Source organism: Nonomuraea sp. NPDC049637 (assembly GCF_040675235.1).
Classification (GTDB): domain Bacteria; phylum Actinomycetota; class Actinomycetes; order Streptosporangiales; family Streptosporangiaceae; genus Nonomuraea.
The window spans coordinates 1-13335 of sequence record NZ_JBFAOM010000089.1 but is presented as its reverse complement, the minus strand read 5'-3'; the positions used below and the strand labels follow the sequence as shown (position 1 = coordinate 13335).

Here is a 13335-nt window from a genome sequence, read left to right as displayed (position 1 = left end):
AAGTGGGGTGACGGTGTGGGCCGCAAGGCGGCTCCGGTGGCGTTCGACACGGGTGCCTGGCGTCAGCAGGACACCGGCACGGCCCCGCTGTCGGTGAAGAAGTAACACACGCGCGCGAAGTGAAGGGCGTTCCCCGCGGGGGACGCCCTTCTCGCATGTCAAGGAACGGCAAACGCCGCCCCGCCCACCCGCCATACTGGTTCGTCTGACCACATGGAGTGACGGGCGGTGACCGCAAGTGATGGAGACGGGCCCTGACGAGGCGCTGAACCTTGCCGTCCTGCGCGTGCGCGGCCCGCAGGGGGCCGTGGCGGGCGCGGGCTTCCTCATCGCGCCCGACCGCGCCCTCACCTGCGCGCACGTCGTCTCCGGCGCCCTGGACCACGCCGACGGCCCGCCCCCGCCGGACGCCTGGGTCACCGTCGAGCTGCCCTTCACCGGCGACCACACGCCCGTGCGCGCCCACGTCGAGCACTGGGTCCACACCGCCGCCGACGGCTCGGGCGACATCGCCGTCCTGCGCCTGGACGCCGCGCCCCCGGGCGGGCGCCCGCTGCGCATGGCCGAGCCGCGCAGCCTGTGGGGCCACCGGGTCGTCGTCGCCGGGTTCCCGCACGGCCTGCGCGGCGGCGGCTGGCACACCGGCCGGCTGCTCGGCGGCACCCAGCAGGGCTGGCTCCAGTGCGCCCCCGACGACCCCCGCGGCGTGCCGATCGAGAGCGGCTTCAGCGGCAGCCCCGTCTGGGACGTCGAGCTCGGCGACGTCGTCGGCATGGTGGTCGCGGCCCAGCCCGGCGGGCCCCGCCAGGCGTTCGTGATCCCCACCCGGTCGCTCACCCGCGCCGTCCCCGGCCTGGCCGCGACCGTACGGCCGGCCTCGCCGTTCCGCGGGCTGTCGGCCTTCCGCGAGGGCGACGCCGCGGTCTTCTTCGGCCGCGACGTCGAGACCGCCCGGATCGCCCGCCTCCTCCAGGCCCACCCCGAGGTCACGCTCACCGGGCCGTCCGGCTGCGGCAAGTCCTCGCTGGCCCTGGCCGGGGTCGTGCCCGCCATGCGCCGCCAGGGCTGCCAGGTCGTCGTCCTGCGCCCCCTCGCCGTGCGCTCCTGGCCCGACGCGCTCGCCGCCGAACTGGCCGCCCTGTCGCACCCCGGCCTGGCCGGGGCCGACGCGCTGGCCAGGGCCGACGCGCTGCGCGAGCCGCTGCGGAACGGGCGCCTGCCCGACGTCGTCGCCCAGGTCCTGCGCGACACCGGCGCGACCGGCCTGCTGCTCGTCGTCGACCAGGCCGAGGAACTGCTGGTCGGCGACCCCGAGCAGGCGGAGGAGGTGGCCGGGGTGCTGGCCGCGGCCCGCGCCTGCCCGGCCGTCCGGGTGCTGTTCACGCTGCGCGCGGACTTCCTGCCCGCCGCCCTGTCCCATCCCGCGCTCGGCGGCGCGCTCGGCCGCGAGACCTACGGGCTCACCCCCATGACCCGCGACCAGCTCCGGCAGGCCGTCGAGGCGCCGCTCGACGCCGTCCCCGCCGTGACGTACGACCCCGGCCTGGTCGACCGCATCCTGGCCGACGCCGGCGGCGCGCCCGGCGCCCTGCCGCTGATCGGCTTCCTGCTGGACCGCCTCTGGCACGAGCAGCAGGGCGGCCGCATCACCCACACCTCCTACGAGGCGTGCCGCGGCGTGCGCGGGGCCCTGGGCGCGCAGGCCGAGCAGGTCTGGGCGGCGTGCGTGCCCGAGCAGGACCGCGCCGCCGGGCAGGAACTGCTGTCCCGGCTCGTCCGGGTCGCCGCCGGCGCGCACGCGCCGCTGCGCCGCCGGGTCACCCGCGAGGAGGCGGGGGAGCAGCGCTGGGCGACGGCCGGCCGGCTGGCCGCCGGGAGGCTGCTGGTCATGGACACCGGCGAGGACGGCCGCCAGACCGTGGAACTGGCCCACGAGGCGCTGATCACCGAATGGCCCCGGCTGGCCGGGATCGTGGCCGCCGACCTGAAGTTCCTCGAATGGCGTGACCTGCTCCACCAGGACATGGGCCGCTGGCGGCAGGCCGGGCGCGCCCCCGACCGGCTCCCCGGCCCGCCCGAGCTGGCCGCCGCCGCCCGCTGGCTCGCCGAGCGGCCCGGCGACCTGACCGAGGACGAGCACGAGTACCTGCGCCAGGGCCGCCGCCGTCAGCGACGCCGCACGCTGCGCCGCCGGGGCGCGATCACCGGCGCGGGGGTGGCGCTGCTGACCGTCCTCTCGCTGGTCGCCTGGACGCTCTACCAGGGCCGGATCGGCGAGCAGCGGGCCGCGGAGTCCCGCTCCCGCGCGCTGGCGGGCGCCTCGGCCGACCTGGCCGAACGCGACCCCGAGTTGTCGTCGCTGCTCGCCGTCGGCGCCTACCGCGCGGCCCCCACCCAGGAGGCCAGGGCCCAGCTCCTGCAGCGCTACGTCGAACACCGCTACACCACGGGCGTGGCCACGGGCGCGCTCGGCTCGATCACCGCCGCCGACGCCAGCGACGACGCCCGCGTCCTGCTGGCCACCACCACCTCCGCCGCCGGCCGCGCCACGCTGTTCACCCGCGGCCCCGACGGGCGTTACCGGCCCGTCCACCTGCCCGACCGGGGCGGCACCAGCCGGCCCGCCGTCTCCGCCGATGGCGGCCTGATCGCCTACGCCCTCGACGACGGCGGCATGGTCTGGCACCGCGTCGACCCGCGCGACGGCGAGCTGCTCGACCAGGGCCACGTCCTGGCCCGCCAGGACCGGCCGGCCCCGGCCGGCGAGCTCACCGCCGACGAGCCCGTCGCCGACGTCAGGGCGGACGGCGACGACGGCTGGATCGTCACCGCGGGCCCGAAGAAGCTCGTGCTCCAGTCGCTGGGCGCCACCGGCACCGCCCGCACCTGGGTGTACGACCTGCCCGCCGACCTGGTCCGGTTCGGCCCCGACGCCACCACCCTGGTCGTCCGGGAGAAGGGCGTGGCCAAGGTGTACACCAGCAAGGGCAGCCCGGTGTGGCGGCAGCTGACCATCCGCGAGCTCGGCCCCGCCGACGGCCTGGCCGTCTCCGGCGACGGCGCCACCGCCGTGACCTGCCGCACCGGCGACGACGGCCGCACCGCCACGTACACGGGCTTCGCGGTGCGCGACGGCAAGCGGCTGGGCGGCTTCCAGGCCGGACGCCCGTGCGGCGCGTTCGTCGTCGACCGCGGGGGAAAGCGGGTGGCCGAGCAGGGCGCCTCCGGCTGGGAGCTGGTCGACCTGGCCGCCGGCCGCACCCTGTCGCGCGCCTGGATCGACGCCCAGACCAGCGCCGCCCCGGTCGCGCTGGTGGGCGCGCCCGGCGCGCAGGAACTGCTCACCAGGTCGCCCGACACCCTGGTGCTGACCGCGCTGCGCGACGGCGAGCAGCTCATCGGCAACCCGGCGCTGCTCCAGGGCGGCACCCGGATGGTCGCCCAGGCCGACGGCGGCGCCCGGCTGCGCCTCATGGAGACCGGCGAGCCGCAGCGCACCCTGGCCGACGTCTCCCGCGCCAAGAGCCCGAAGGGCCTCGACGCCGACGGCGACCCCGTCGTGGACGCGTCAGGACGCCTGCTCGCCGACGCCGTCGCCCCCGCCAAGGTCGCCGTCCGCGCGCTGCCCTCGCTGTCCCCCCTCACCGAGGTCACCACCGCCCGGCCGCCCGAGGGCACACACCTGACCTACTTCTTCAAGGACGGCGACCTGTTCACCTTCGCCGGCCGCCGCCTGGAGCGCTGGGAGCCGGCCACCGGCCGCCGCAAGAGCGCCTTCGACGTCGCCGGCCCCGGCACGGTCGTCACGGAGGTGCAGGTCAGCCCGTGGAGCGCCGATCACCTGATGGTCGCCGTGCAGGGCGCCGACCATCTGCGCACGATCGACCTGCGCACCGGCGAGGAGGTGAAGGACCGGCGGCTGACCGTGGGCTCCGACGTCGTCAGCGGGTTCGTCTTCGACCGCACGGGCACCCACCTGCTGCTGTTCCGCAGCGGCATGCTGCCCGAGGTGTGGCTCACCCACCCGCTCAGGAAGGTGCTCGGCCCGCTGCGCTCGTCGGGCGAGAACATCCGCGGCGGCGAGCGCATGACCTCGATCATGCCGGAGAACGCGGGCCGGCTGTTCCTGTTCCGCGAGCGGGAGATCAGCGTCTTCGGGCTCGGCGATGCCGGGGTGTCCTACGCGGAGGGCTACACCTTCCGCCAGGCCCAGGACTTCCTCGACATCTCACCCGACGGCTCGCTGCTGCTGCGCCTCAAGGGCGGCGACGCCGCCACGGGCTACTCCACCGACCTGCTGCGGCTCGACCCCGGCGCCTGGCGGGCGCGGCTGTGCGAGGTGTTCGGCCGCCGCTTCACGCCCGGCGACCGGCAGCAGGTGCCGATCGCCCTGCCGGACGCGGTCTGCTGACCGTCACGGCTTGCGCCCGACCCCGCCCAGGAAGGTGTGGTACGTGATGCCCAGGGCCGGCCGGTAACCCGGCTCCGGCCGCCACTCGGCCAGCGGCACCAGGCCGGGCTCCAGCAGCTCCAGGCCGTCGAAGAAGCCGAGGATCTCCTCGCGGGTGCGCCACCGCCCGGTGCCCATGGTGTCGTTGAACAGCCGCTCGGCCTCGAACGCCTGCCGCGACACCTCCGGGCGCTCCTCCATCGGGTTGTGGAAGTGGGAGACGGCGACGTGGCTGCCGGGCGCGAGCCGTCCGACCAGGCGCGCGGCGATGCCGGCCGGGTCCTCCTCGTCCGACAGGTGGTGCAGGATCCCGAACAGCAGCAGGCCCACAGGCTCGTCGAGGTCGAGCAGCTGCCTGGTCTCGGGGTGGTCGAGGACGTCGTCGGGCCGCCGGATGTCGGCCTCGATGACGGTGGTGCCGTCGTCGACGGCGAGCAGGGCGCGGCCGTGGACCAGCACGATCGGGTCGTGGTCGACGTAGACCACCCGGCAGCCCGGGGCGGCCGCCTGGGCGATCTCGTGCACGTTGCCCTGCGTGGGCAGCCCCGACCCGATGTCCAGGAACTGGCGGATGCCCGCCTCGACGACCAGGTCGCGGACGACGCGCGCCAGGAAGTCCCGGTTCGACCGGGCCGCCTGCGGGGCGTCCGGGGCGATCCGGAGCGCCATCTGGGCCACCTCGCGGTCGATCTCGAAGTTGTCCTTGCCGCCGAGCATGTAGTCGTAGACCCGGGCGACGCTGGGCTTGGTGGTGTCCACGTCGGGGGCGGGCGCGCCCTGCTCGTCGTCGGCCACGGTCGGCTCCTTCGGTTGCGTCGGGCGAGTCCGGCTGGCGTGATCATACGTCCCGGGGCGCGGAAAAATCAGGCCAGGGCCTAGCCGTACGGGCTACGGGATTCCGGCGGCCCGCGTTGACATGATGAGCCCATGACGATCGAACCACTGGCCCCGGACACCCTCCTCACCACCACCCGCAGCGTGCGCAGGCGCCTCGACCTGTCCCGCCCGGTCCCGGCGGAGCTGGTCCGCCAGAGCCTGGAGGTCGCGCTCCAGGCGCCCAGCGGCGGCAACCGGCAGGGATGGCACTGGATCGTGGTCACCGACCCCGAACGGCGCAAGGTGATCGGCGACTACTACCGGCGTTCGTGGAACAGCTACTACACCTCGGACGGCTCGGCCCGCTCGATGTTCCGCGACGACCCGGCGCGCGCGGCGGTCCAGGAGCGCGTCAGCGGCAGCGCCGCCTACCTGGCCGAGCACATGGGCGACGTCCCGGTGCTGGTGATCGGCGCGATCGAGCTGCCCGGCGGGCGCCTGCCCGAGGGCAACCAGGCGGGGCTGTGGGGCTCGCTGCTGCCCGCCGCGTGGAGCTACATGCTCGCCGCCCGCGCCCGCGGCCTCGGCAGCGCGTGGACCACCCTGCACCTGGAGTACGAGAGCGAGATCGCCGAGCTGCTCGGCATCCCGGCCGAGGTGCGCCAGGGCGTGCTGCTGCCCACCGCGTACTACACGGGGGAGACCTTCCGGCCCGCCGCGCGGCAGCCGCTCGACGAGGTGCTGCATCTCGACCGCTGGTGAACCGGCGCCCCTTCGGGGGCGCCGGGAAAACCGCTTGTCGGGCGGCGGGCGCGGCCCTACCTTGTGACCGTCGTACGTCGACCGAGAGGACTTCACTTGCTGGGCGCCCGCGTGCACGCATACCTTCGAGCGGCGGCCGGAACCGGGGCACACCGGTCCGGGCCGTTCCTGATCCGCTTCGACGAGCACGACGACGCGCCGCCGTTCAACTACGCCGTCCCCGACGACGACCTCGCGCCCACCGGCGAGCAGGTGGCCGCGCTGGCCGCCGCCTTCCGCGAGCGGGCCAGGACACCCCGGCTGGAGTACGTGCCGCAGGTCGCGCCCAAGGTGGAGGAGGCCCTGCTGGCCGCCGGGTTCACCGTCGAGGGGCGCTTCCCGCTGCTGGTGTGCCCGGCCGGGTCGGCGGCCGAGCCGCCCGCCGACGCCGCCGTACGGCTCACGCTGGTGACCGACGACGCCGGCCTGTGGCAGGTCGCGCGGGTGATGAACGCGGCCTTCGACGCGCCCGAGGCGGGCGAGCACGACGTCGCGCGGCTGCGCGGCGTGCTCGGCCGGGGCGGCCTGGTGGCCGCGGCCGTCGACGCCGCCACCGGCGAGGTCGTCGGCGCCGGCCAGCTCGGCGGCCCCCAGGAGGGCGTGGCCGAGGTCGCCGGCATCGCCGTGCGCGACACGCACCGGCGGCGCGGCATCGGCGGAGCCGTCACCGCCCTGCTGACCAGGGCGGGCGTCGACGCCGGCATCACCATGCCGTTCCTCACCCCGGCCGACGACGCCGCGGGCCGCGTCTACGCCCGCGTCGGCTACCACAAGGCGGGCGAGGTCCTGCACATCTCGGCCCCCTGACCGTCCCGGCGGCGGGCTCAGCCGCAGTCGCAGCAGCCGCCGCAGTCGGGGCAGTCGCAGCTGCTGCAGTTGTCCAGGTAGCAGCGCTCACAGCAGGGCCGTCCCGCCTTCTTGCTCCACCGCGGCCGCCAGACCCCGCAGGTCAGGAACGTCACCACCCCCGCCGCCGACCTGCGGATCCAGCCGGGACGCCGGTAGGAGGCCGCGCCGAACGCGCGCTCGACCGCCCGGCGCACCTCGGCGCCGAGCAGCCGCTCCACCAGGTGCCGCTCGTCCAGCTCCAGGTCGGCCACGGCGAGGGCGAGCCCGTGGGCGGCGTCGTCGCACAGCCGCCGCGCCCGCTCGCGGCCGGTGCCGGTGGCGGTCAGCGGGTTGAACGCGCCCCGCTCGTCGTCGGCCGCCTGGTCCTCGACGGCGTCCAGGAGGTGCGCGATGCGGCCGAAGAACCGGCCGGCCTCGGCCAGCGCCGCCGCGTTCCCCGGCCGTCCGGCCAGCACCGCGGTGTGGGCGAAGGCCGCCGCCACCGCCTCCTCGGCGGGCGCCGTGAGGTCGAGCACGTCCATCGGCGCGGTGAGGGCCCGGCGCTCGCGTTCGAGCTGCCGGTCGACCGTCGCCGACAACACGGCGGTGTCGAAGCCGACGCCGGAGGCCAGCCTGGCGCCGCCCGCCTCCCAGCGCGCCGCGAGCAGCCGGCGGGCCGGGGCCGTGGCCGGGACGGCGTCCCCGTCGGCCACCTGGTCGCGCAGCCTGCCCGCGGCCAGGACGAGCGACACCCCCGCCGCCAGCCGGGCGCCGTGACCGCGGGCGTCCACCACGTCGGCGGAGCGGAACCCGCGCAACGCGCACGGCCCGGCCGTCCGGTGCGGCACGGCGGCCGGGAGCTGGGCCTCGGTCAGCACCGAGAGGATCAGCGTGTCGTAGTTGGTGGTCAGCCGGGCGGCGTGCCCCTGCCCGTCCCGCAGGGTCAGGCAGAGCCCGCACAGGTGCGCCCGCCACGCCGCGCGCACCGCCGCGCACCCGTGCTCGCCGCACGGACGGATGATCCCGAACACACGAACCTCACAAGATCCGGAAAACGCTGGAGGAATCGTACGGGCGATCGCCCGTACGCGGCACCGCGGAGTTCAGACGCGGGGTTCAGGCGCGGGTTCAGGCGCGGGTTCACGCGCGGGGCGGCGGGCCCGCCTGGCCGCCACCGTCAGCACGGCCGCCCCGGCCAGCGTGAGCAGCGCGGTGAACAGCCACTCGTCCGAGCCCTCCGGCCCGTAGACGCGGGTCAGGCGGCCCGTGTCCACGGCCGCGGTGGCCTGTCCCGCCGCCAGGGTGCCGCGGTCGCTGCCGTACAGCTCGACGTCGCGCCGCCGGATCCGTCCGTCGCCGGAGGTGAAGTCCCCGGCCCAGACGCAGGACTCGTGCCCGGGATGCCGCACGCACCGCAGCTCCCGGGCGGTGAACGCGCCGCTCACCCCGTCGGCGCGGGCGGCCCGCAGGACCGGGCCGAACTCGGGCACGGACACGAACAGCAGCGACAGCCCCACGACGGCCAGCACCACCGTGAACCCGCCCGGACGTCGTCTGATGACCGCCATGAGCTAGTGCGCCACCGCGCAGGTGCAGGCGGCCCCGCCGTGCTCGGCGGCCCGGCGGTGGAGCAGCATCGCCACCACCATCGGCGCGAAGACGACCGCGTTGTAGAACAGGTGCAGCTCCATCCGGGGCAGGAAGATCTGCAGGACGCTGGTCGGGACCGGCCGTCCGAGCAGATAGAGCCCGGTGATCTTCTGCACGAGCAGCAGCAGGTGCTCCATGTGGTGCCAGACCTGGATGCCCAGGGAGATGTTCCACCACGTGCGCGAACGGCCGGCGAACCCCTTGCGCAGCAGGACCAGGCCCACGAGCATGAGCAGCGCGTACCCGTAGTGCATCCACTCCGAGGTCACCAGCCACGGGAACGGCAGGCCCAGCACCCCGCGGGCCTCGCTCAGCGGCCACCCCCAGACGTAGACCTGCACGGCCTGGACCAGGTGCTCGGCCCAGTGGGCCACCACGATGAGCATGAAGACCGTGAGTGCCGCCTTGTGGTGCCGTCCGTTGAGCGTGGACGCGCTGATCGTCGTCGCCATTCCTCACCTCGTGTCTGTTGCGGTGACGCTGGCGCGATGATCTCGGACGGCACTGGGAACGGGCTTGCATCCCCTTTGCAGTTGGCTGGGAGCGGTGGAGGCGCCGGCGGCCGGGCCCGCGGGCCCGGCCTCCGCAGGACGCGGTCAGGGCAGCGGGGTGGCCTCCTTGACGCGGTTGAGGTGCACGATCGCGTCGAAGGCCGCTCCCAGCGCCAGCGGCCGGTTGAACTGCTCGGGCACGTACGTGGCCGGGATGGTGAAGGTCGGACGGGCGGTGTCCAGCCACGCCCGGGTGGACGGAGTACGGCCGGCGCGGCGCAGGTCCACGTAGTAGTCGCGGTAGCGCACCCGGTCCAGGACGGCCTCGCTGCTGGCCGGGACGGGAGCGCCGGTGTCGAAGACCGCGACCTTGCCGGTCTTGGGGTCGATGGCGCGGAAGCGGCCGCTGTGGATGGTGGTGCCGATGGCCACGTAGGAGGTGCCGGCCAGCGAGCGCAGCACGGCCCCCTGGGTGACCGGGTAGAGGTCGGGCCAGGCCGAGACGTAGCCGACGTGCCCGTTGTGCGCGGCCGCCACGGTCTTGCTGCCGGTGTGGCGCTGCCACCACACGGTGTTCTCGGCCATGGACCGGTCACGGTGACGGTGCAGGGCCGACCCCTCCGATGCGTACATGGTGGTCATCTGGACGATGACGCGGGCCTCCTGCAGGACCGTCGGGCTCGCCTTGCCGCCCTTTTCCAGCAGGCGGTAGGCGGCCTGCGCGTCACCGGCCAGGGCGGTGCGCCGCTCGGCCGGCAGTTCGGCCAGGGTGTTCATCCGCTGCTCCACACCGCCGGGCAGGGCGAGCAGGCCCGCGTAGCGGCGACGCAGTTCGGCCTCGAGCGACGGCTGATGCTTCTTGGCCCAGTCGATGATGCGCCGGTACTGGTCGGGGTGGACGTCGCCGATGTCGAACCCCATCACGCGCAGCTTGCGTGCGGCGGTTCGGTTGTAGTCGCGCATCCACTCGTACAGGTCCATCCACTCCTGGGTCCTCCACGCGCCGTAGGACTGCTGGAACTCCTCGGCCATGATCGTGCGCAGGTCGCCCTTGCCGGTGCGCACGTACGCGTCCAGGCGGACGCCGGCCGACCAGGTCGCCTCCAGCGCCAGCGTGGTGAAGCCCTGGGTCTGCACCAGGTGCCGGAACATCCGGTGCCGCAGCGTGAACAGCTCCTTCGAGCCGTGCGTGGCCTCGCCGATCCCGACGATGGTGGCGCCCTTGGTCATCGCCGACAACGCCCGCAGGTCGCCGGACTCACCGCCCGGGACGGTGCTGCGCAGTTCCTGGGCGTTGCGCTCCAGGTCCGCGACCACCCGCTCCTGGCCGGCGTCGGCGGCCGTCGTGGAGACGCCGGCGGCGGCGGGGGCGGAGGTGGCGAACGCCGGAGCGCTCAGGCTCGTCAGACAGGCCGCCAGCGCCAGGGTGACCGGCACGGTACGACGCAGAGTGTTGCTCGACAAGACAGGTCCTTACGTTGGGTGTCGAATGAAGCAGTCACCAACGTAGGGAGCGGCTCAGGCGGTTTCGATCCCGCCCGCTGGCCGGTCGATGGTGGTGCTGGCTACCGCACGCCGCCCGCGGTCCCGTTCACCAGGCCGTCGTCCGGAGGCCGGGTGGCGGAGGCCGCCTCAGGCGCCGAGGTAGCGCAGCACGGCGGCGACCCTGCGGTCCATACGGTCGCTGGGCGCCAGGTCGAGCTTGGCGAAGATGTTGCGGATGTGCTTGTGCACCGCCCCCTCGGTGATCACCATCCTGTCGGCGATGGCCAGGTTGCCCAGCCCTTCGGCCATCAGCGCGAGCACCTCGCGTTCGCGCGGCGTGAACTCGGCCAGGGGGTCGCGGCGGCGGGTGAACAGCTGGGCCACCACGTCCGGGTCGATGGCGGTGCCGCCGTCGGCGACCCGGTTCAGCGCCTCCAGGAACTGCTCGACCTTGCCGACCCGCTCCTTGAGCAGATAGCCGACCCCGTGCGTGCCGGCGGCCAGCAGGTCGGTCGCGAACGCCTGCTCGACGTGCGCCGACAGCACCAGGACGCCCAGGCCCGGCTGCAGGCGCTTGGCCGCCACGGCCGCCCGGATGCCCTCGTCCGTGTGGGTGGGCGGCATGCGCACATCCACCACCGCCACATCGGGCCGGTGCTCTTCGACCGCGGCCAGAAACCCCTCGGGGTCGCTCGCGGCCGCGGCCACCTCGATGCCCTCCCCGCTCAGCAACAGCACCAGGCCCTCGCGCAGCAGCGCGTCATCCTCAGCGATCACGACTCGCACGGCAGTTCCACCTCGATCACAGTCGGCCCCCCGTCGGGGCTGGTCAGCGTCATCGTTCCGTCATGGGCCTGGACGCGGCGGCGCACGCCGGCCAGCCCGGTGCCCGCGTCATCGCGGGCGCCGCCCTTGCCGTCGTCACGCACCTGGACGCGCAGCACCGGGCCCGCACGTTCGACGACGACCTCCGCGTGCCGGGCGCCGCTGTGCTTGCCCACGTTGGTCAGCGCCTCGGCCACGGTGAAGTAGGCGGCGCTCTCCACCGACAACGGCACCACGGCGAGCTCACCCACCCGCACCCGGCAGGGCACCGAGCATCCGGCGGCCAGCGCGTCCAGCGCGCCGGCCAGCCCCTTGTCCTCCAGGATCGGCGGCAGGATCGCGCGCACGACGCCGCGCAGCTCCGCCAGCGCCTGCTCGGCCGCGTTCCTGGCGCGTTCCAGAGCGTGCGCCGCCAGGGCGGGATCGCGTTGCAGAGCACGTTCGGCCGCGGCCACCGTGACCACGACCGCGTTCAGCCGGTTCTGCGCGCCGTCGTGCAGGGCCCGCTCGATGCGGCGCAGTTCGACGGCGTGCGCGCGCAGCGCCCCCGCGCGGGTCACGGTCAGCTGCGCGATGCGTTGCGACAGGTCGATCGAGGCGTGCGGGACCAGCAGTTTCCTGGCGGGCAGCGCCTGCAGGCGCGCCAGCGCGGGGAAGAGGCGGACCAGGGCGACCACGACGGCCAGGCCGATCACCGAGGTGGCGATCGCGCCCGGCCAGGTGGTGACCGGGACGGCGAAGTTGGTGAGCTGATCCTCGCGCGCCAGCGTCTGCCAGTAGAACGGGTAGGTGACTTCCCGCAGCGCCGCCACCGGCATGACCAGCCCGAGCAGGCCGCAGACCGGGCCCACCACGGCGTAGAGGGCCAGCCAGCCGAGGTCGCGCCAGGTCGCCGGGTCGGCACGGGCCGCCCGCATCCTGGCCGCCCAGCCTCGGGGCAACTGCTCGGCGGACAGCCGGTACGGGCTGACGATCTCGACACCCGCGCCGGCCAGGCGCCTGCGTTCCCACTCGGCCGCGGCCCTGGTCATCGCGACCATCGCCGGCACCAGCGCCAGCCCGACCCCGACCAGGCTCAACGCGGCCACCACCAGCCAGCACAGCGCGACGATGACGGCCATGAAGGCGGTGCCCAGCCCGCCGGCCAGCCGTTCGAGACTTTCCAGGATTCCCCGCAACACTGGCGCCATAGTAGGTGAAAGGGGACACAACTTGCTCCAGCCCGCTGTACCACGGCCCGGCAGCGTGCGGGATTTCCGCAGATCGGGCCCGTTTCTAGGGTTCTGGCCATGACCGATCCCTATCGCATCTCCAGCCCTGACTCCGACGCCGCCACCCCGCGGGCCACCTCCCGGCACGCGGCGGGCAGGCCCCCGCTGAGCAAAGGCGCGCTCGCGCTGCGCGCCCTGCTCTGGCTCGTCCTGATGGCCAGCTCGGTCGTCAACCTGATCGCCAACAGCATCGGCCGTGGCTGGTCGCTCGGCCTGGTCTCGGGCGCCGTCGCCATCGTGTGCATCGCCGTCCTCATCGTGCACCACGTGAGCATGCGCAGGACCTGAGCCGCGTCGACCCTCGCCGGCGTACCGAGGAGGCCGTCTGCGCCTGGTAGGCGCGGCGGCCCGGCCGCGCGGAAGAACGCCCAGGTCATGAGGGGAATGCCGGGAGCTTGCCAGTGGTTTACATACGCATACCCCGTGGGCTTTGACAGGATTGAGGCTGTTTGCCCGTGGTTTACGGTTCACAGGTAGATCATTGCCCGTTTTAGGGTGTTTGGTTTGCGTTTGTCCGTTTCTTGGGGTAACGTTGTATCTATCCAGCCGGTGGAACCACAGCACGTCTTCGTGGAACCACCCGGCACAGTAAATTGCGCTCCACGTAGCGACCGATGGCGTTTGTGCCCGGCTACGGCCTTCATGTCTTGTCTGAGTCAAGCGAGCGCATGCCGCCCTGATGATCGATGTCACCAAGGAGACTGCTGATGACTGCTCG

11 protein-coding genes are annotated in these 13335 nt (G+C 74.2%); 4 read left to right on the top strand and 7 right to left on the bottom strand.

Features of this window, described 5'->3' with window-relative positions; genetic code table 11:
• Positions 1–241 precede the first annotated feature (241 nt).
• Positions 242–4411, top strand: coding sequence for a serine protease (locus AB0J71_RS48805; RefSeq protein WP_364421184.1), 4170 nt, complete (start codon positions 242–244; stop codon positions 4409–4411).
• Positions 4412–4414: 3 nt separating this feature from the next.
• Here AB0J71_RS48805 and AB0J71_RS48800 read toward each other — a convergent pair whose 3' ends face one another.
• On the bottom strand, positions 4415–5245 hold the full coding sequence (locus tag AB0J71_RS48800) for an SAM-dependent methyltransferase (RefSeq protein ID WP_352326980.1): 831 nt from the start codon (positions 5243–5245) through the stop codon (positions 4415–4417).
• 132 nt (positions 5246–5377) lie between these two features.
• Here AB0J71_RS48800 and AB0J71_RS48795 point away from each other — a divergent pair, with 132 nt between their 5' ends.
• A complete protein-coding gene (locus tag AB0J71_RS48795) occupies positions 5378–6028 on the top strand; it encodes a nitroreductase family protein (RefSeq protein WP_352326979.1) in 651 nt (216 codons plus the stop codon).
• A gap of 111 nt (positions 6029–6139) precedes the next feature.
• Entirely contained in the window at positions 6140–6874 is a 735-nt protein-coding gene (locus AB0J71_RS48790; RefSeq protein ID WP_364421182.1) for a GNAT family N-acetyltransferase, read from the top strand.
• Between the two features lie 17 nt (positions 6875–6891).
• Here the strand turns inward: AB0J71_RS48790 and AB0J71_RS48785 are convergent, their stop codons facing one another.
• From AB0J71_RS48785 to AB0J71_RS48760, 6 genes are all read right to left on the bottom strand, one after another.
• Entirely contained in the window at positions 6892–7926 is a 1035-nt protein-coding gene (locus AB0J71_RS48785; protein ID WP_352326989.1) for a DUF5685 family protein, read from the bottom strand.
• A 72-nt stretch (positions 7927–7998) separates the two neighbouring features.
• Positions 7999–8463 carry a hypothetical protein gene (locus AB0J71_RS48780; protein WP_352326988.1) on the bottom strand — a complete coding sequence of 155 codons (465 nt, stop codon included), beginning with the start codon at positions 8461–8463 and terminating at the stop codon, positions 7999–8001.
• A 3-nt stretch (positions 8464–8466) separates the two neighbouring features.
• Positions 8467–8997, bottom strand: a complete 531-nt coding sequence (locus AB0J71_RS48775; RefSeq protein ID WP_364421180.1) for a hypothetical protein — start codon at positions 8995–8997, stop codon at positions 8467–8469.
• 144 nt (positions 8998–9141) lie between these two features.
• The gene (locus AB0J71_RS48770; protein WP_364421178.1) at positions 9142–10500 is read right to left on the bottom strand and encodes an erythromycin esterase family protein; all 1359 of its coding nucleotides are present in this window, start codon (positions 10498–10500) and stop codon (positions 9142–9144) included.
• Positions 10501–10668: 168 nt separating this feature from the next.
• A complete protein-coding gene (locus AB0J71_RS48765; protein WP_352326985.1) occupies positions 10669–11307 on the bottom strand; it encodes a response regulator transcription factor in 639 nt (212 codons plus the stop codon).
• Positions 11295–12527 carry a sensor domain-containing protein gene (locus AB0J71_RS48760; protein ID WP_364421176.1) on the bottom strand — a complete coding sequence of 411 codons (1233 nt, stop codon included), beginning with the start codon at positions 12525–12527 and terminating at the stop codon, positions 11295–11297. The genes AB0J71_RS48765 and AB0J71_RS48760 overlap by 13 nt, the downstream gene beginning before the upstream one ends.
• Before the next feature lie 108 nt (positions 12528–12635).
• On the opposite strand from AB0J71_RS48760, the gene AB0J71_RS48755 reads away from it, so the two are divergent.
• A complete protein-coding gene (locus AB0J71_RS48755; RefSeq protein WP_364421174.1) occupies positions 12636–12905 on the top strand; it encodes a hypothetical protein in 270 nt (89 codons plus the stop codon).
• The last annotated feature ends 430 nt before the right edge of the window (positions 12906–13335 follow it).

What these genes read in the sequence shown, in the direction of transcription:
- AB0J71_RS48805 (WP_364421184.1), top strand. Translation starts at nt 242, where the DNA reads ATGGAGACGGGCCCTGACGAGGCGCTGAACCTTGCCGTCCTGCGCGTG.
- AB0J71_RS48795 (WP_352326979.1), top strand. Translation starts at nt 5,378, where the DNA reads ATGACGATCGAACCACTGGCCCCGGACACCCTCCTCACCACCACCCGC.
- AB0J71_RS48780 (WP_352326988.1), bottom strand. Translation starts at nt 8,463, where the DNA reads ATGGCGGTCATCAGACGACGTCCGGGCGGGTTCACGGTGGTGCTGGCC.
- AB0J71_RS48775 (WP_364421180.1), bottom strand. Translation starts at nt 8,997, where the DNA reads ATGGCGACGACGATCAGCGCGTCCACGCTCAACGGACGGCACCACAAG.
- AB0J71_RS48755 (WP_364421174.1), top strand. Translation starts at nt 12,636, where the DNA reads ATGACCGATCCCTATCGCATCTCCAGCCCTGACTCCGACGCCGCCACC.